Origin of the sequence: Flavipsychrobacter stenotrophus (assembly GCF_002954265.1) — a bacterium.
GTDB classification, from domain to species: Bacteria; Bacteroidota; Bacteroidia; order Chitinophagales; family Chitinophagaceae; genus Flavipsychrobacter; species Flavipsychrobacter stenotrophus.
In genome coordinates this window covers 253,549-270,487 of the sequence record NZ_PPSL01000002.1, presented here as the reverse complement: position 1 = coordinate 270,487, position 16,939 = coordinate 253,549, and the positions used below count along the sequence as shown (strand labels likewise).

Below are 16,939 nucleotides of genomic sequence, written 5' to 3'. Positions count from 1 at the left end.
ATCTGTATTGCCAGCACCGAGACCATGTTGTGTAGAGACGCAAAATCTTGCGTCTCTACGAGCTGTCACTTTTTTCCTATACTTCTTTTCCTAAAATCATGACGATACAGGGTCAAATAATTGCCGGCCTTAGTCACTCCATTAATTCGAATTTGCTGCTTTTTTTGTTCGCCCTTGGCACAACCACCACAAGAAATAAAATCACTACATTGAACAACATTATATTTAACCATTCCTTTTTGCTTTTATCGCATTCAATATTAACGCACTTCCAATGCTCAATTAAAACCATCGTCTCCTCATGATTAAGCTTTGGATTTGACAAATCTTTATTAAAATAGGTCACTGCAAATGATGAGGTTTTACTATTATAGGCATAGTACTCATACATGTACGCACTATATAATGCATTCAACAACAAGACAATCACTAATAGGACTTTGAACTTTTTCATAAGGTTTATGTGAATTGGTATCCTGTTTTTCCTTTAATCCTATAAATCATGGTTCAGACAACTACCCCTCGCTCAACGCCCCGAAACTCCCATCCCCCAACAGATCAAGATCCACATCCATACCTGATATGCCCTCTATCGATCCGCGGATGTGTGCTGCATTCAGCAACACCTTTTCCAGTTGTTTTTCGCGGGCTTTCCAGAGCTTCTCCATCTGGTCGCGCTCCTTCTGTATGGATATTTTCATACCCATAAATCCTTCACGTATAGCGCCCCATTGCTCTGCAAATTCACTGCTTACGAGGTAGTTGTAAAGCAGGGTCATTTTGTCCCCTTTGTTCTCCTGGCTCTTGCCTGCATTGTATACTTTTATCACCGCATCGCGCAGTACATGCACCAGTGGCTTCGCATCGGCAAAGCTGCAGATCCATATACCCTGGCGTTCGCCAAAATCTTCCATGTCCTTAGGCATGGCTTGGGTAACTATCACAGCCACATCTGCACCCAGTGCGCGCAAGTCAGCCTTTAACTTTTCTATCCATTCATCGCTAAAGTCTTTGGTACGCTTACTCTCAAAGATGATCTTGCCACACTCCTGTCCGTAGCTGTTGCGGACTGTCTGTATACAATCGGCCCCTCTTACGCCCTTGCCCACCTCGCTTACCAGGTCAAAGGGGAATGAATGCCTCAATAACTCTTCAAGCGCCAATTCCTGCACCTCTCCTTGCAGCTGCATAGACCCCTGCTCTGCCTTGCGCTTCATCTCTTCTACCAGTTTCCGCTGGTCTTCCAGTTGCTTATCTTTTTCTTTCAGCTTCATCTGGAATTCTGCATCGCGCAGCTTATTCTTCTCTTCTTCTTCTTTCTTTATCTGTTCGCCCAGTTTAGAGCGTTCATCGGCCATCTTGCGTTGTATCTCCAGGTCCAGTTCTGCTTCACGCGTCTGCAATGCCTGCATTTGTTTTAAGAACTCCAGTTCTTTCTGGCGGGCCTCGGTGAGTTTGGCTTCATTGGTCTTATTAGCATCTTTCAGCATCACCAGCTCATTCTCGTAGTCGCTCTTTATCTTCTGCGTTAACTGCAGCGATATTTCGCTTTCTAAAGTCTTTTTATGTTCATCCAGCTTTTTGGCCATTTCCTGCTCCTGCTGGCGTAGCTGTGCTTTTAGCTGGTCTTGTGCTTTTTGTACTTGTTCCTGCTGAGACAGAATTTGCTGCTCGCGCAGTGCAAATTCCTTTTTCTGCACACTTATCTGGTCGGCCCATTTCTGATTGAACTCCTTGCGCATGTTTTCCTTAATGGTTTGGGCAAGTGCTTCGGTTGGTTCAAACTGGTGATTGCAATTGGGGCAGATTATGGTTGTAGACATATGTATATGGGCGGCGCCTGTTGAGCAAACAAATTTCAGAATTATTTCGTCATCTTCAGTTAGTTTTTATTTTTGATGTACTTTTCAGCTCAATGCGTCAGAAAATAGGCTTGTTATTATGTTGTATACTGCTGTGTAGTACTGTTTTCGGACAGACGCACAGAAGGGCGAGGCATTTCTACAAGTCGGCACAGGAAAACTGGCACAACTGGCACAAGAGTGAGGCGTATAGAAAGATGCTGCGCTCCATAAAGAAAGAACCACATTCACCAAATGCTTACAGTCAGTTGGGCGAGTGGTATTATACCCAGCAGAAGTTCTCAGACGCCGCAAAGATATTCAGCGATGCGTCCTTAAAATGCCCTAATGGTCGCAACTACTTTGCCAGGCCATTAGCCAAAAGTTTGCTGGCAGCGGGTATGCCCGATAGTGCCTTAAAGATCATTAATCCGCGCATGGGTGGCAAGGATGCAGCAGCATGGAACAAGCTCCGCGATCAGGCTTGGTTCATACAGAACGCCTATAGAAATATGCATGCCGATTGGCCGGTAAACTTAGGCGCTCGTATCAACAGTAAGTACGCTGAGCTATATCCGGTGCTTACTTCAGATAGCAATACCATATACTTTACCCGCAGGGTGAATAACATGGACGAAGATATTTTCCTGGCTCATGATGATAGTTGTGGCGAATGGCTGCATCCAGATAATATGGGCACGCCACCCAATACTATTAGCCATGAAGAAGGGCAGTTCATTACCGCCGATGGTCACTACTTGTTCTTCGCACGCAATGATAATCGCACCGATAATGGTTGGGCTGCCGGTGGGTTCGATCTGTTTATGGCCTACAGGCTTGCAGTAGACAGCGAATGGTCTATCCCGCAAACATTTGGTGGTACTATTAATACGCCTGCCTATGAGGGTATGCCCTGTGTATCTCCCGATAACCGCACACTTTATTTTGTGAGTGACCGATCAGGCGGCTATGGCGGATTGGATATCTGGATGTCTCGTTTCGAGAACAGCCGCTGGCAGCTGCCGGTAAATGCAGGCCCGGTGGTGAATACGGCTGGCGATGAAACATCTCCTTTCATAGGATTGGATAATAAGACATTGCTGTTCACCAGTAATGGTCACCCCGGGCTGGGAGGTACAGATATCTTCATCAGCAGGAAGATCAATGATTTAACCTGGGGTAAGGTAGAGAATGCCGGATACCCTATCAATACAGCATTCAATGAGCAGAGCTCATGGATCGTCGCAAGTGGTAAGAAGTTATATTTTGCATCAGACAGGCAGGGCCCGCCCGGTAACTATGATATTTATGAAACATCAGTATCGAGTGAAATGCAGCCCGATCCCATCAGCTTTTTCAAAGGCATCATCTACGATAGCATATTGCAACAGCCGCTCAACTTCGCAGCTATCTATTTGATGAATGCCCGTAACGGAGATACTATCTACACCTTCCAGAGTAACCGTGGTGATGGTAGTTTTCTCATGCCATTGTCTATGAATATTGAGTACGCCATGCACACCACTCATATAGGCTATACAGACGTTAAGGACACCTTTACTTTCGACAGGCCATACACTTACGACCCTTATGTTCATAATGTAGCTATGCTGGCCGATGATTACAAAGAACCTATACACGATAGCCTGCTGGCAACCATCCATTTTGATATCAATAAAGTAGAACTCACCAATGCCGATGTAGCCGCGATTGTAAAGGGTATAGATCCCTTTCTGCTCGAAAGGGATTACATACTGTATGTAAATGCTTATACCGACAATACCGGCACGCCAATGCTTAATGAAGAACTGTCTAACAAGCGCGCACAGCAGGTAGCAAGCGTACTGATAAAGCTAGGGGTAAGCGAAACCTCGATCACCGCCCGCGGATGGGGTGAAGCCAATGCCATAGCCCCCAACGACACCGAAGAAGGACAAAAGAAAAACAGAAGAGTAGAAGTGAGATTGAGGAGATGATTTGATCTGTAATTTATTTTTCAGGCATTGATTTGGTTCGTAGAGACGCAAGATTTTGCGTCTCCAAATTACATGGGTCATCGGGGCCTATTTGTTTTAAAACACTTACCTGCTAAAAAACAAAAATGCCATGGTTCGGGATCCCCACCATAGCATTTTTATTGCATTGCAAAACCACAAGCTTGGTCTACTTATTAGAATGCATACCTACCATGTTGCCTTCACTGTCGGTAAAGAATGCCATATAGCCACTCTCTTCATTGATCTTCGTTTTAGGCATTGTTACTTTACCACCTGCTTCTTCTACGCGCCCCAGGGCATCTGCCAGGTCTGGGTTAGCATTTATATATACTTTCGCTCCGTCCATGCTTGGCTTATGACCGGCGCTCTGTACCAACGCTCCACCTACCTTGCCGATCATATTGTCAATAGGGAACATGGCCATCTTCATGCCCATCATTTCCATTTCTTGCATGGTCATATTAAAAGCGGTTTCATAAAATTTCTTTGCCCTTGCTATATCGTTTACTGATAGCTCGAACCAGTTGATCGCATTTGCTGTGCTGTCCATAAAAAAATTGTTTTGTTGGTGAAAAAAATTGTCTTGTTTTTGTTAGAGCAAACTTAGCGACTCTCATTCATTTCTATCGTGTGTTAACACGCCAATATGAGGGGTTGTTTGCGCCAACATATAACCGTAGATTTGTTTTCATATCTAAAAGCAGCATCATGAAACATATTTCAATCATCGTGCCAAAAGGGGAGTACATAATGAGCAGTGTGCTGGGTACATACAAGATCTTTGTATCTGCCAATCAATACTTGTTGAGAACAGGCAGGCAGCCAATGTTTAAGGTGGCTCTTGTTGGGTTGGAAAACTCATCTACGCTGCACGGCGGTGCATTTTCCGTTCACCCCGATACCATGTTGGCTAATGTGCAAAAAAGTGATCTGATCATCATCCCTGCTATACAGGCTGATAATACTGCATTGAACATGGAGTTTATTCCCTGGATCAAAGATGCCTATGCGGGTGGCGCTGAAGTAGCCAGTCTATGTACCGGTTCGTTTTTACTGGCTTCCACGGGCTTACTCGATGGTAAGCATTGTTCTACACATTGGGCGGCGGCAGATGCTTTCAGACAAATGTTTCCTGATGTAACCTTGATGGCAGATAAGATCATTACCGATGAGCAGGGAACATATTCAAGTGGTGGTGCCTATTCCTTTCTTAATCTTGTGCTATACATCATTGAGAAGTATTGCGGGCGAGACGTTGCTATATTCTTAGCCAAACTTATGGAGATAGAAATAGACCGCGACTGCCAGTCTCAGTTCGCTATTTTTAACGGACAAAAAGACCATGAAGATGAGCCTATTAAACAGGCGCAAACATACATGGAATCTAATGTTGGCGAGAAGATAACTATAGAGCAGGTAGCGGGGTTATTCTCTATCAGCCGCAGAAATTTTGAACGTAGATTTAAGAAAGCTACTGCCAATACACCCGTTGAATATCTGCAGCGGGTGCGCGTGGAAGCAGCTAAGAAAAGCCTCGAGACCGGCCGTACTAATGTGAATGAAGTAATGTATGCGGTAGGCTATACAGATGGCAAGGCATTCAGAACTACCTTTAAAAAGATCACCGGTCTATCACCATTAGAATACAGAAAGAAGTACTCCATTAATACCCCAATGATGGTGTAGTGGAGCTTCCAAAGACATAGCCCTGAAGGGGCTAATAATGTTAGCCCAGGGTTTTAACCCTGGGAAACTTCAAAACGAACCACCAAAAAAACGGCACGATTTTAGTACTACCACCAATATGAATATCAGGATAATAGCAACGGCACTACTCATAACTACAACAACGGTGGGCATCACCACCACGGTAACTGCACAACGCCATGCAACTCATGCCACGCAGGCTACAGCCGAGCAGATACATACCCTCATCAATAAGCACAGAGTAAGCATAGGCTTAAAGCCACTGAAGATGAATGACGCTATAAATAAAGAGGCTGCCAGACACAGTAAGAATATGGCCGGCGGTAAGGTTTCTTTCGGACATGATGGATTTGATGGTCGCTCCGATCGGTTGATGTCTGCCATAAAAGGTGCCAACGCATCGGGCGAAAATGTCGAATATACCACAGGCGATGCTGAGCGTGTTGTTTACAACTGGTTGCACAGTCCGCACCACAAGAAGAATATAGAGGGTGATTTTACACTCACCGGAATCGGTGTTGCTACTGCGGCTAATGGTCAGACGTACTATACGCAGATATTTATAAAAAATTAGCCGTATATATAATTAACTTTTTAGCCATTTACTGATTTAGCCAATAAGGTTATATTTGTAGCATGCTACATAAAACCAAGATCATCGCCACCGTAGGTCCGGCATCTAATACTTATGAAAAACTACTTGCCCTTGTACAAGAGGGTGTAAACGTTTTCAGACTCAACTTTTCTCATGGCACTCACGAACAGCATCAGAGTGTTATTGAGCACATTAAAGCTATCAACAGCACGTTTCCGTTCAATATAGCTATACTTGCCGATCTGCAGGGGCCAAAACTTCGCGTAGGTGATATAGAGAACAATGGTCTCGACCTGGTTAAGGGCGATGAATTCTACTTCTCTAATGAAAAGACAATAGGTACCCTTGCCAATATCTATATCTCTTATCCTAACTTTCACATGGATGTGAAGATAGGCGAGAAGATCTTGCTTGATGATGGTAAGATAGAAGTATTGGTAAAGGAAATAACAAAAGAAAACAAGGTAAAGGTTGAAGTACTGACCTCTGGTTTACTGTCTTCTAAGAAGGGTGTAAACTTGCCTGATACAAAAATCTCCCTGCCATCATTATCTGAAAAAGATCTCCGCGATCTGGATTTCATCATCAGCCAGGATATAGACTGGGTGGCCCTTTCATTTGTTCGCCGCCCCGATGATGTCAATGACCTTCGCGCAATACTTAAGGCAAAAGGCAGCAATGCAAAAATCATATCTAAGATAGAAAAACCGGAAGCATTGGAGCATCTGCGGGAGATCATTCTCGCTTCTGATGCGGTAATGGTAGCCCGTGGCGATCTGGGTGTAGAACTGCCGCTGGAGCAGATCCCGATGATTCAGAAGAACATTGTCCGCAAGTGTATTCACCGTGCTAAGCCGGTTATCATTGCTACCCAGATGATGGAGAGTATGATAGACCGTACGCGCCCTAATCGTAGTGAAATTACTGACGTTGCCAATGCAGTACTAGAGGGTGCCGATGCGGTAATGCTGAGTGGTGAGACTGCTATGGGACAATATCCTGAGTTGGTCATCCGCACTATGGTGAGCATAATAAGGGAAGTGGAAAAAGAAGAGATAGTATACAACCGTAACCTTACACCACAGCCACATTCGCCGTCATTCTACAGCGATGCGGTTTGCTATAATGCCTGCGAAATGTCTAAGGATGTAAAAGCAAATGCATTGATAGGAATGACACAGTCGGGTTACACAGGGTTTATGCTATCCAGCTTCAGGCCTTTGTCTCCGTTGTATGTATTTACCAAAACACATACCCTCGTTAATCAGCTCAGCCTTAGCTGGGGTGTACAGGCTTTCTACTACGATAAAGAAGAAAGCATGGATGAGACCATCAACGACCAGATAGCCATTCTTAAAGAAAAAGGACTGCTGAACAGCGGTGATGTAGTTATCAATACCGGCAGCGTACCAATTCATGAGCACCTGCCAACAAACATGATCAAACTGACCAGGGTAGCATAACTGGGACTGCAATACTTAGTAAAAACGCCCCGTTTATCGGGGCGTTTTATTTTCCCTTAGTTTTGTGATCTAAATCTAAAATACCGGTGCGTTTCAGATACCTCCTCATAATATTGCTTATTGTCATGGTCAGGCCCTCCTGCTCGGCGCAGATGAACCTGAGAGATACGGTAAAGGAGTACAACAAACAGCGACTAATAATTAACCTGAAGGGTATGCAGGTGCTGACCGGATGGGGTATTGCCAATACGGCCGTAGGCGCTGCCGGCTATTTTGCCGCAAAAGACGACCAATGGAAATACTTCCACGGCATGAATGCTGCCTGGGGTATTGTAAATACCGGTATTGCTGCTTATGGGTTCTCGAGAATAAAGAACCAGGCAAGGGAAAGAGTGGACTTCAATAAAGCATATAACCACTATAAGCAAGATAAGAAGGTATTGCTCGTTAATATGGGGCTTGATGTTGCCTATATAGCCGGAGGGTATTACTTAATGAATCTCGGCACTACAGATCACAACAATCCACAGCTTTATCTTGGCTTTGGCCGGTCTATTATGATACAGGGGGCTTTCCTGCTGGCATTCGACAATATTTTGCTACTGTCACATAACAAATATAGTGGCCATTGGGCCACTATATTAGATGAAATGCGGTTTACCGGAAACGGTTTCAGTTATGTTCACACATTCTGAGCAACCGGCACCGATGTTAGGTCTATATTAGCCAGCTGACCACAAGCTGCATCAATGTCTTTACCCCTGCTTCTGCGCACATGTGCATTCACTTTATGGGCTGATAGGTATTTCAGAAAAGCTTCGGTCCTTTCTTCGTCAGGCTTTTCAAAACGAATACCTTCTACAGGGTTGTATTCAATGATGTTGACCAGGTCGGCAGGTACCTGCCTGTATATCTTTATCAGTTCATCAGCGTCTTTAATAGAGTCATTAAAGTCTTTGAACAGTATGTATTCAAATGTGATCTTATTGCCTGTCTGTTGGTAGAAATAGTTCAATGCCTCAACCAGTGTTTTCAGGTTGTTGGTCTCATTGATGGCCATGATCTCATTGCGCTTCTTGTCATTGCACGCATGCAGCGAGAGTGCCAGTTTGAACCTTACTTTATCATCTCCCAGCTTACGGATCATCTTGGCAACACCTGCTGTGGATACCGTAATGCGCCTTGGGCTCATACCCAATCCATCAGGTGAAGTGATCTTGTCAATTGCCTTTAACACATTGCTATAGTTAAGCAATGGCTCACCCATGCCCATGAACACAATATTGCTTAATGGTTTACCATGGTGCTTTATTGCTATGTCGTTCAGTAAGGTTACCTCATCAACTATTTCGTCAAAATCCAGATTGCGCTTGCGGTCCATAGTGCCGGTTGCGCAAAACTTACAGGCCAGTGAGCAGCCCACCTGCGATGATACACAGGCCGTAAGGCGCTTATCGCCGGGTATCAACACACTTTCTACAAAATAATCATCATGCAGCTGCAGGCGATTCTTTATCGTTCCGTCGCTGCTGTATTGGCTATGGTTATTCCTTACTTTAGGTATCGTAAATTCGGCACTCAGTTTCTCTCTCAGCGCCTTAGGCAGGTTGCTCATGTCATTGATATCGCCGCTCGATTTCTGCCATATCCACTCATACACCTGTTTTGCCCTGTATTTAGGTTCCCCCAGCTTTGCCATCATTTCCTCCAGTTCAGCCAGACTGCTGTCACGCAAATTCTTCATGCGGCAAAGATACATTATATACGCAGTTTAAATCATAAACATATGTTAGCGGTTTATAACTCACTTATACATAAATGATCAATTCAAGCGGATCACTCCACAAAAATTAATTTTAGTTAATTGCTATATTGCATTAGTTTATTTTTACATTTGCTAAATAAACTGATGATTATGAAAGCCTTATTACCTGTTATTTTTTGTGTATTGCTGTTTTCTTATTCACAAGCTCAGATCATTACTACAATAGCAGGCAACGGTACGCTGGCTTCATCCGGCGATGGTGGACAGGCTACTGCTGCCGGGATATGGGGCCCGACCTGTATAATTAAGGATAAGGTGGGCAACCTGTATATCAACCAGCGAATGAGCATGGTTAGGAAGGTAACGCCTTCAGGTGTTATTTCAACTATCGCCGGAACGGGCGTGTCGGGTTTTAGTGGCGACGGTGGCCCGGCAACCAATGCGCAGTTTACTCAATTATATGGAATGGCCCTTGATACTGCGGGCAACTTATATGTGGTAGACAGAGGCAACAACAGGGTCAGAAAAATATCCACGTCAGGCATAGTCACAACGTTTGCCGGAACGGGATTTACAACATTTACTCCCGACGGCGGACAGGCTACGGCAACTAATATTTTTGATCCTATTGGAATACTGATCGATAATTCGGGAGCCGTGTATATATGTGAAGAAAGTGGTTGCAGGATCCGTAAGGTATCTCCATCAGGAGTGGTAAGCACTTTTGCCGGCAACGGCACTATGACTGTTTCCGGCGATGGCGGGCCGGCAACTGCAGCTGGTATAGATAGGCCGTGGCAGATATGCAAAGGTCCGGCTGGAAGTATCATTTTTTCAGATTGTAATGCATACATCCGCAAAGTGTCAGCCTCCGGTATCATCACTACCATTGCGGGCAATGGCTGGACAGGTAGCCTGACCGGTACCGGTGGGCCGGCTACAGCTGCTGCACTCTACTATCCAAGAGGAGTGGTAGCAGACATTTCAGGCAACGTGTACATTGGTGAACATAATTATGTTCGTAAAATTGATGTTGCCGGAACGATAAATGTGTATACCGGAAACGGGCTTTTCTTCGGATATTTAGGCGACGGGGGGCCAGCTTCCGCTGCAGAGGTCAGCCTTCCGGAGGGCATTTACATTGATGCAGATGGCAGTTTGTATATTGCAGATAATATTGACAATCGTGTCAGATACGTAAAAAACTACCACCCGGCATTTGCCCACGGCAAAAGGCAGCATATTACTGTATGTGCAAGTGGCTTTGGCTTAGATTCATTACTTGGGATAACAGATACGAATACCCAGCAGCAGCTCACATGGCGTGCCTGCCGTCTTCCGGCGCATGGTACCCTTTCAGGCAATTTCACAAGCTTATCTAACGGCAGTACTGTAACCTGTGCCGGAGGATTTACATATACTACCTTTGCCGGTTACACCGGAACTGACACCTTCAGCTACGCCGTATCTGACGGGCTTGTCGAAGACACTGCCATATTTCATGCCGGCGTAGGCGGTTTACATCTGCCCATCACTATCTGGGGTGCGCACACTGTATGCACAGGAGACACTGTTCATCTTTCAGGCAACCCTTCTGGCCGTACCTGGAGCGGTACCGGTAGTATTGCTGCGGTCGATACCAATGGCGTTGTAAGTGGTATAAGTGGCGGCACTACTGCGATCTCGTACATCAACCATCAGTGCAGCGATGATACGGCAACGTACACGATCAATGTAATTACAACCACAACAGCTGCGGTAAGCATCACCTCCTCGGCCGACACTATATGCAACGGAAGCAGTGTAGTGTATACTGCCACAGCAATCCATGGTGGTACAACGTCGGTATGGCATTGGTACAGAAATGGGATGCCTGCTGGTATTACAACTGCCACTTACACCACTGCCGCATTAATGAATGGAGACACTATAGTGTGCAAAATGAATACCAGCGCAGCCTGCGCCCTGCCGGCTACAACCATTTCCAACACTAAGGTCATCAACATGTATCCATACGTATACGCTGCTGTCAGCATCACTAACATCCCTCTGATAGACTGTGATGGATTTCCGACTACCCTGACAGCACATCCTACCTACGGAGGTATTGCTCCTGATTATCTGTGGAGTGTTGGTGGTATGGCTATGGCTACCGGAAACCCTTTCAGCTATGTCCCATCTTCGGGCGATATTGTGCAGTGCCGCATGATAAGCAGCGACCATGCAGCATGCCTCGCAACTGATACTGCCTATGCCGCTATTGCACTAACTGTAGATCCCGTTGTTACTCCCTCAATAGATGTTATGTCATATGGTAACGACAGTGTCGACTTTCCGGGGGAGTGGGTACACTTTTATACCACAGTTACCAACTGCGGCAGTTCACCAACATATCAGTGGTATGAAAATGGGATCGCTGTACCAGGGGCTACTTCTGCAACGTTTACAACAGAACTATATGCCAGCGATACGGTGTACTGCATCGTTACAAGCAGTCTTCCCTGTGCCCAGCCAGCAACCGTATCAAGCAACGTAAAGGTGGTACAGGGGGATTATCTGGGCATTACATCGCAAGAGAGAGAAGCCGGGACGTTCAGCATATTCCCGCAGCCATCAACCGGATCTTTTACTATCATAACCAAGGGGCAGGCAGGCGAAGAAGGGATGGTGACACTATTCAGCATTGCCGGCCAAAAGATAACAGCACTGCCAATTACCATAGGCATCCCGTTAACCATACAAACAGACGCACCTTCGGGTATTTACCTTTTATCGGTCTCGTTGCCGGGTAATATTATGACTAAAAGGATGGTTATCATCAGGTGATTTGCATTATCCTTTTTATTTGGCCAATAGCTCTGTTATTGTTTTTTATCTTTACTTATGCTCATTTTAGTTGGTATTCCTTGGCTCCTGTTTTTAGCACTCTACCTGAGGTGGATGGTGAAACGTAAAACTATGTCCCGGCACAAGCGATACAACTTTCAGAACAACCAATATTATTTCATTATAAATCGCTGGACATTGGCTATTGAAGAATATGGATCGGTAAACAATATCGAAACACAGTAAAAGTAAAGGATACTAAAGGGACGTGTACTGAACGTCATGATGCCGAAGGTGTCACATGTCTATAGCAAACCAGATAATTATTTAGACACGATGCCGAAGGTATCACGTGTTTATGGAATAGGTGCTGTGGGCTAACGCTAAAAAATATTTCCCCACCCTGTAATAAAACATTCAATGCCCATACTAAGTAATAAACACACTTATTATGAGCACAAGAGCTAAACTGATACTCGCCATTCTTACCTTTCTTTTCTATTGCCACATGGCGCTGGCACAAAATAAGTACGATGCCTTTACGGTAAAGGTATCGGGCAAAGGGCAACCCGTAATATTGATACCCGGTGCTACATGCAGTGGTGCAGAGTGGGACGAGACCATCGCTCATTGGAATGGTAAATATCAGACACACGCTATAACTATAGCAGGTTATGCCGGTACAGCTCCAATGGCCGGCGGCCCTTATCTGGATAAGGTAAGAACACAAATAGAACAATACATTGCCGACAATAAGCTAAAAGATGTCATCCTTGTAGGTCACTCTATAGGTGGTTTCCTGGCATTGTCAATAGGTATGGATATGAATAGTTCGCTAAGCCGGATAGTGGTGGTAGATGCTATGCCTTTCTTTGCTGGTGCCAATAACCCCAATGCGGCAGACACCTTCAGCGAAGCGCAGGCAAAAGGTATTTTAGACAGATATACTAAAATGGATGACCAGCAACTAAAAGCCAGCCAGATGATGATCACCAAATTCATGTGTCTCGATTCCACCCGTTGGGATATGATAGCCACATGGGGACAGCAGTCAGACAAGCGTACAATGGCTTATACTATGAGCGAAATGCTGGGTAAAGACATAAGGAAAGACATTGCCCGTATAAAGGTGCCGGTGCTGGTACTTGCGGCATATAGCGCTATGCCTCAGTATCCCCAGTTTACCCGAGAGTCGGTAGCCAAAACATTCGGTGATCAGTATAAGGCATGTACTCAATGCACTGTTCACGTAGCCGATGGAAAGACGCGCCATTTCATTATGTACGACAACCCGTTGTGGTTCTACAAAGAAATGGATACCTTTCTGCAAAAGAATAACTAAGCCGGAGCTTTGGAACAGAGAGACAAACTTTTTGCCGGCATTGTAAAGGAAAACCAGGGAGCTATATACCGTATCTGCCTGGCTTACCTCTATGATAAGTCGCATGCGGCCGACCTCTACCAGGAAATACTGGTGCAGGTGTGGAAAAGCATGGACAACTATAAAGGCGCTGCGGCAATGAGCACCTGGATATACCGTATTGCCGTAAACACCGCTATCACCTACAACACAAAGTATAGTAAGTACAAACACGATGAACTTCCTAAGTATATTAACTTACCCGAAGAAGGCTTGCAGCCTGTATTAGAAAAAGAAGCGCAACTCAATCAATTATCAATAGCTATCAGTAAACTAGAGGAACACGACAGGCTGCTGATATCACTGGTGCTGGAAGATCTGAGCTATAAGGAGATTGCCGAAATAACAGGAAGTAATACCAATAACATAGGTGTACGCATCACACGTATAAAGGCCCGACTGCTGAAATTGATGAACGAAAAAACTGATGACTATGGACTTTGATGAACTGCAAAAAAGCTGGAAAGCACAGCCTGTAGATATACCCGAATTAAAGCCGGAGATGATAGATGAGCTTGCATCTAAATGGACTAAACAACAACGCAAACTGAAGAGAGTAAACATATTTGTCTCTGTAACTTTTCTATTAGTTTTTGTTGACCTCGGTTGGGTTTATTGTTCTTTTCATGAGGGGCATACTATCTTCTTTGGCGGGAGTATTTTTATGATGTTCGTTATGATGTGCATCTACCTGGCAATGCTATGGAGGGGGCTGTCATTCGATAAGTTTACCGCCGATACTGCCAGTAACATTTACTTAGATAAATACATCCGTAAGCTGCGCTGGCAGCGCATGCTCATCACCCGCTATTCGTGGATCTATGCCTTTATGCTTTGGTTACTTTTTATGTTCTACTGTTACGATGTTACAATGAAGGGCAGCTTACAAATGAAGCTGATCATCCCCGCTGTTATCTCCATCTATATCTGGGGTATGCAGCTTTTAATGAGGTTCACCAAGAAGAAAAAGCAACTAAAAAACATAGATGATCTGATCGCCGAAATGACAGAAATGAAAGAGAGAATGGACGCACTATAAAAACCGAAAGTACTAACAAGATCGCTGGGCGTAGACTCTGTCTACGTCCTTGCGGCTGCCGGTCTCCCGACCGGCACATCGGGCTGGTTCTCTTTGAGACTCGCCCAAAAAACGGGATCATGTCTATCGTTTAATCCTGTAAATCACGGTTCAGACTCCCACCAGCTCCCTCACCGTGTCATACACCCTTCCCAACTCATCAGCGCTTATACAATAGGGTGGCAATACATACAACACATTACCCAACGGTCTTAGTATGATGCCCCGCTTAATAAAGAACTCTGCCAGCGGTTCCGCGGCATTATTCAGGTAACCTGTTTTCTCGCCGGTCTTAATGTCAAATGCCAGTATAGTGCCTGTGTGGCGAACTCCTTCTATATTGCTGCAGTTGGCCAGTTCATTTGCAAATGTTGCGTGGCTATTTGTTATGAAATTGATCTGTTGCTGCACGGTGTCACTTTCCATAAGATCCATACTTGCCAGTGCGGCTGCACATATAGTAGGGTTGCCGGTGTAGCTATGCCCGTGGAAGAAGGTCTTCATCTTATCGTTGCTGATAAAGGCGTCGAAGATAAACTGCTTACAGGCCGTTGCCCCAAGTGGGAAGAATCCACCCGTTATGCCTTTCGACATACAGATGATATCTGGTTTGTTGGTTAGGTGATCGGTAGCAAAAAATTTGCCGGTTCTGCCAAACCCTGTCATTACCTCATCAGCTATGGTCAGGCAGTCGTATTTACGACACAGATCTATCAGTAATTGTAAATGCTCCGGCGTATACATCAGCATACCCGATGCACCCAATACCAATGGCTCAAAAATGAAGCACGATACATCGCCAAGCTGCAGGATAGATTCTAATTGCAGCAACAGTGCATTCATGTTATCATCTGTAGGAAGATCTATGGAGATCACATCAAACAACAGTGCCTCAAATGGTTGATTGAACGCATTACGTGCAGCAACAGACATACCACCGAATGTATCGCCATGATAAGCATCTTTAAAGGCGATGACCTTATGCTTGGGTGTGCCCTTATTGCTCCAGTACTGGAACGTCATCTTCAGCGCCACTTCGACTGAGGTGGAGCCATTATCAGAAAAGAAAACTTTGTCGAAAGAGGGTAGATGCTGTAATAACCTTTGCGCCAGCTCTATGCCCGGCTTGTGGGTAAACCCCGCGAATATAGAATGCTCCAGCTGTCCTATTTGCTTGGTAACTGATGCAACAATATGCGGGTTGCAATGCCCATGCAGATTTACCCACCACGATGATATACCATCTATATACCTGTTGCCATCAATATCTATAAAGCACGCACCTTCGCCCCGCTCAATGACCACATTCGCCGGCGCATAACTCACCTGTGTGAACGGATGCCACACATGCTCCTTATCCTTGGATATCCAGTCTGCCTTTGTATTGTTGCTCATTGTTTCTTATTCTATAAAATAACATGGTCTTTGCTAGGGTGGGCTGGATGCCCCACAATCGTAAACCAATGACAGCCACCAGGCGATAGCGTGGACTTTAGCGCTCCCTTCTCCTTTGGAGAAGGGCTGAGGTTGAGGCGTGTCATTGCGAGCCCTTCGCGAAGCAATCTCACGTTTGGACGTATTCGTTTTGGCAACACCAATACCTCCTTAAGCCATTGCGTCATTAAGCACTTCAGCAATCAAACCAGCATACCTGCTCACCATCTCTTTATCCACAACATCCTCCTCACCAATAGTGCCCAGGTGCTTGTAGCCCGTATGCTTTAGTATGATCTCTTCTGTACCTTCTATTTCATCGCCATTAAAGATAATGCCCTTCACTTTTATTCCATGCTGCTTCAATATAGCTGCTGACAGCAGTGTGTGATTGATGCTCCCCAGGTAGTGCCTGCTTATCAATACTACCTCTGCGTCCAGCTTCTTTATCAGATCTACCACAAACTCATTATCATTAAGCGGCACCATTAGTCCGCCGGCTCCTTCTATGACAATGGTATTCTCTGTGTTGGGTAGTGTTATTGCATTAAGGTCTATTGTTATTCCATCTCTGGCTGCTGCTGCATGCGGCGACATAGGCGTCTTCAGGCGGTATGTTTCAGGATGAAATACTGACACATTATTACTTACCAGCGCACGTGCCTTCATGGTGTCCGTATCATGCAGTTCTCCCGCCTGTACCGGCTTCCAGTAGTCTGCCTTCAATGCCTCAGCAAGTATAGCCGATATCACAGTTTTACCGGCATTGGTGTCTATAGCTGTTACAAATATTTTCTTCATGGATGATTACAG

The 16,939-nt window shown here is 45.1% G+C and carries 16 protein-coding genes; 10 read left to right on the top strand and 6 right to left on the bottom strand.

Translation table 11 applies throughout. The features are described from left to right. Positions 1-133: 133 nt before the first annotated feature. Both CJD36_RS06225 and CJD36_RS06220 read right to left on the bottom strand, forming a co-directional pair. Positions 134-454 (bottom strand): hypothetical protein, encoded by a 321-nt coding sequence (locus CJD36_RS06225; RefSeq protein WP_105038274.1) that lies wholly within the window; start codon positions 452-454, stop codon positions 134-136. A gap of 61 nt (positions 455-515) precedes the next feature. After that, positions 516-1,823 (bottom strand): DUF2130 domain-containing protein, encoded by a 1,308-nt coding sequence (locus CJD36_RS06220; protein ID WP_105038273.1) that lies wholly within the window; start codon positions 1,821-1,823, stop codon positions 516-518. A gap of 92 nt (positions 1,824-1,915) precedes the next feature. On the opposite strand from CJD36_RS06220, the gene CJD36_RS06215 reads away from it, so the two are divergent. Next, positions 1,916-3,817 (top strand): OmpA family protein, encoded by a 1,902-nt coding sequence (locus CJD36_RS06215; protein ID WP_105038272.1) that lies wholly within the window; start codon positions 1,916-1,918, stop codon positions 3,815-3,817. Positions 3,818-4,004: 187 nt separating this feature from the next. Here CJD36_RS06215 and CJD36_RS06210 read toward each other — a convergent pair whose 3' ends face one another. Next, on the bottom strand, positions 4,005-4,388 hold the full coding sequence (locus tag CJD36_RS06210) for a VOC family protein (protein ID WP_105038271.1): 384 nt from the start codon (positions 4,386-4,388) through the stop codon (positions 4,005-4,007). Positions 4,389-4,546: 158 nt separating this feature from the next. Here CJD36_RS06210 and CJD36_RS06205 point away from each other — a divergent pair, with 158 nt between their 5' ends. The 4 genes from CJD36_RS06205 (at position 4,547) to CJD36_RS06190 (ending at position 8,298) form a co-directional block, all read left to right on the top strand. Beyond that, positions 4,547-5,524 carry a GlxA family transcriptional regulator gene (locus CJD36_RS06205; protein WP_105038270.1) on the top strand — a complete coding sequence of 326 codons (978 nt, stop codon included), beginning with the start codon at positions 4,547-4,549 and terminating at the stop codon, positions 5,522-5,524. Positions 5,525-5,642: 118 nt separating this feature from the next. Continuing rightward, entirely contained in the window at positions 5,643-6,119 is a 477-nt protein-coding gene (locus CJD36_RS06200) for a CAP domain-containing protein (protein WP_161499223.1), read from the top strand. Positions 6,120-6,181: 62 nt separating this feature from the next. Next, positions 6,182-7,603: a pyruvate kinase gene (pyk, locus tag CJD36_RS06195; protein ID WP_105038268.1), complete on the top strand. Its 1,422-nt coding sequence runs from the start codon at positions 6,182-6,184 to the stop codon at positions 7,601-7,603. 125 nt (positions 7,604-7,728) lie between these two features. After that, positions 7,729-8,298: a DUF6992 family protein gene (locus CJD36_RS06190; RefSeq protein ID WP_133162522.1), complete on the top strand. Its 570-nt coding sequence runs from the start codon at positions 7,729-7,731 to the stop codon at positions 8,296-8,298. On the opposite strand, the gene rlmN is transcribed toward CJD36_RS06190, so the two are convergent. Next, positions 8,286-9,347, bottom strand: a complete 1,062-nt coding sequence (gene rlmN / locus CJD36_RS06185) for a 23S rRNA (adenine(2503)-C(2))-methyltransferase RlmN (RefSeq protein WP_105038266.1) — start codon at positions 9,345-9,347, stop codon at positions 8,286-8,288. The two genes, CJD36_RS06190 and rlmN, sit on opposite strands and share 13 nt — an antisense overlap. 171 nt (positions 9,348-9,518) lie before the next feature. Here rlmN and CJD36_RS06180 point away from each other — a divergent pair, with 171 nt between their 5' ends. The 5 genes from CJD36_RS06180 (at position 9,519) to CJD36_RS06160 (ending at position 14,653) form a co-directional block, all read left to right on the top strand. Next, entirely contained in the window at positions 9,519-12,194 is a 2,676-nt protein-coding gene (locus CJD36_RS06180; RefSeq protein ID WP_161499222.1) for a T9SS type A sorting domain-containing protein, read from the top strand. Between the two features lie 57 nt (positions 12,195-12,251). Then, positions 12,252-12,440: a hypothetical protein gene (locus tag CJD36_RS06175; protein ID WP_105038264.1), complete on the top strand. Its 189-nt coding sequence runs from the start codon at positions 12,252-12,254 to the stop codon at positions 12,438-12,440. 205 nt (positions 12,441-12,645) lie between these two features. Further along, the gene (locus CJD36_RS06170; protein ID WP_105038263.1) at positions 12,646-13,536 is read left to right on the top strand and encodes an alpha/beta fold hydrolase; all 891 of its coding nucleotides are present in this window, start codon (positions 12,646-12,648) and stop codon (positions 13,534-13,536) included. A gap of 9 nt (positions 13,537-13,545) precedes the next feature. Further along, complete coding sequence (locus CJD36_RS06165) at positions 13,546-14,058, top strand: RNA polymerase sigma factor (RefSeq protein WP_105038262.1); 513 nt, start codon at positions 13,546-13,548, stop codon at positions 14,056-14,058. Further along, a complete protein-coding gene (locus tag CJD36_RS06160; protein WP_105038261.1) occupies positions 14,048-14,653 on the top strand; it encodes a hypothetical protein in 606 nt (201 codons plus the stop codon). Before CJD36_RS06165 ends, CJD36_RS06160 begins: the two co-directional genes overlap by 11 nt. A 150-nt stretch (positions 14,654-14,803) precedes the next feature. On the opposite strand, the gene bioA is transcribed toward CJD36_RS06160, so the two are convergent. Both bioA and bioD read right to left on the bottom strand, forming a co-directional pair. Further along, entirely contained in the window at positions 14,804-16,087 is a 1,284-nt protein-coding gene (gene bioA, locus CJD36_RS06155; RefSeq protein ID WP_105038260.1) for an adenosylmethionine--8-amino-7-oxononanoate transaminase, read from the bottom strand. A gap of 210 nt (positions 16,088-16,297) precedes the next feature. Next, positions 16,298-16,927, bottom strand: coding sequence for a dethiobiotin synthase (gene bioD / locus CJD36_RS06150; RefSeq protein WP_105038259.1), 630 nt, complete (start codon positions 16,925-16,927; stop codon positions 16,298-16,300). Positions 16,928-16,939: the final 12 nt, after the last annotated feature.

Excerpts from the sequence above, each read along its gene's own strand:
- CJD36_RS06220 (WP_105038273.1), bottom strand. The coding sequence starts at position 1,823 with ATGTCTACAACCATAATCTGCCCCAATTGCAATCACCAGTTTGAACCA.
- bioA (WP_105038260.1), bottom strand. The coding sequence starts at position 16,087 with ATGAGCAACAATACAAAGGCAGACTGGATATCCAAGGATAAGGAGCAT.
- CJD36_RS06180 (WP_161499222.1), top strand. The coding sequence starts at position 9,519 with ATGAAAGCCTTATTACCTGTTATTTTTTGTGTATTGCTGTTTTCTTAT.
- CJD36_RS06160 (WP_105038261.1), top strand. The coding sequence starts at position 14,048 with ATGGACTTTGATGAACTGCAAAAAAGCTGGAAAGCACAGCCTGTAGAT.
- CJD36_RS06190 (WP_133162522.1), top strand. The coding sequence starts at position 7,729 with ATGGTCAGGCCCTCCTGCTCGGCGCAGATGAACCTGAGAGATACGGTA.
- CJD36_RS06205 (WP_105038270.1), top strand. The coding sequence starts at position 4,547 with ATGAAACATATTTCAATCATCGTGCCAAAAGGGGAGTACATAATGAGC.
- bioD (WP_105038259.1), bottom strand. The coding sequence starts at position 16,927 with ATGAAGAAAATATTTGTAACAGCTATAGACACCAATGCCGGTAAAACT.
- CJD36_RS06175 (WP_105038264.1), top strand. The coding sequence starts at position 12,252 with ATGCTCATTTTAGTTGGTATTCCTTGGCTCCTGTTTTTAGCACTCTAC.
- CJD36_RS06210 (WP_105038271.1), bottom strand. The coding sequence starts at position 4,388 with ATGGACAGCACAGCAAATGCGATCAACTGGTTCGAGCTATCAGTAAAC.
- CJD36_RS06215 (WP_105038272.1), top strand. The coding sequence starts at position 1,916 with ATGCGTCAGAAAATAGGCTTGTTATTATGTTGTATACTGCTGTGTAGT.
- pyk (WP_105038268.1), top strand. The coding sequence starts at position 6,182 with ATGCTACATAAAACCAAGATCATCGCCACCGTAGGTCCGGCATCTAAT.
- CJD36_RS06225 (WP_105038274.1), bottom strand. The coding sequence starts at position 454 with ATGAAAAAGTTCAAAGTCCTATTAGTGATTGTCTTGTTGTTGAATGCA.
- rlmN (WP_105038266.1), bottom strand. The coding sequence starts at position 9,347 with ATGAAGAATTTGCGTGACAGCAGTCTGGCTGAACTGGAGGAAATGATG.
- CJD36_RS06200 (WP_161499223.1), top strand. The coding sequence starts at position 5,643 with ATGAATATCAGGATAATAGCAACGGCACTACTCATAACTACAACAACG.
- CJD36_RS06170 (WP_105038263.1), top strand. The coding sequence starts at position 12,646 with ATGAGCACAAGAGCTAAACTGATACTCGCCATTCTTACCTTTCTTTTC.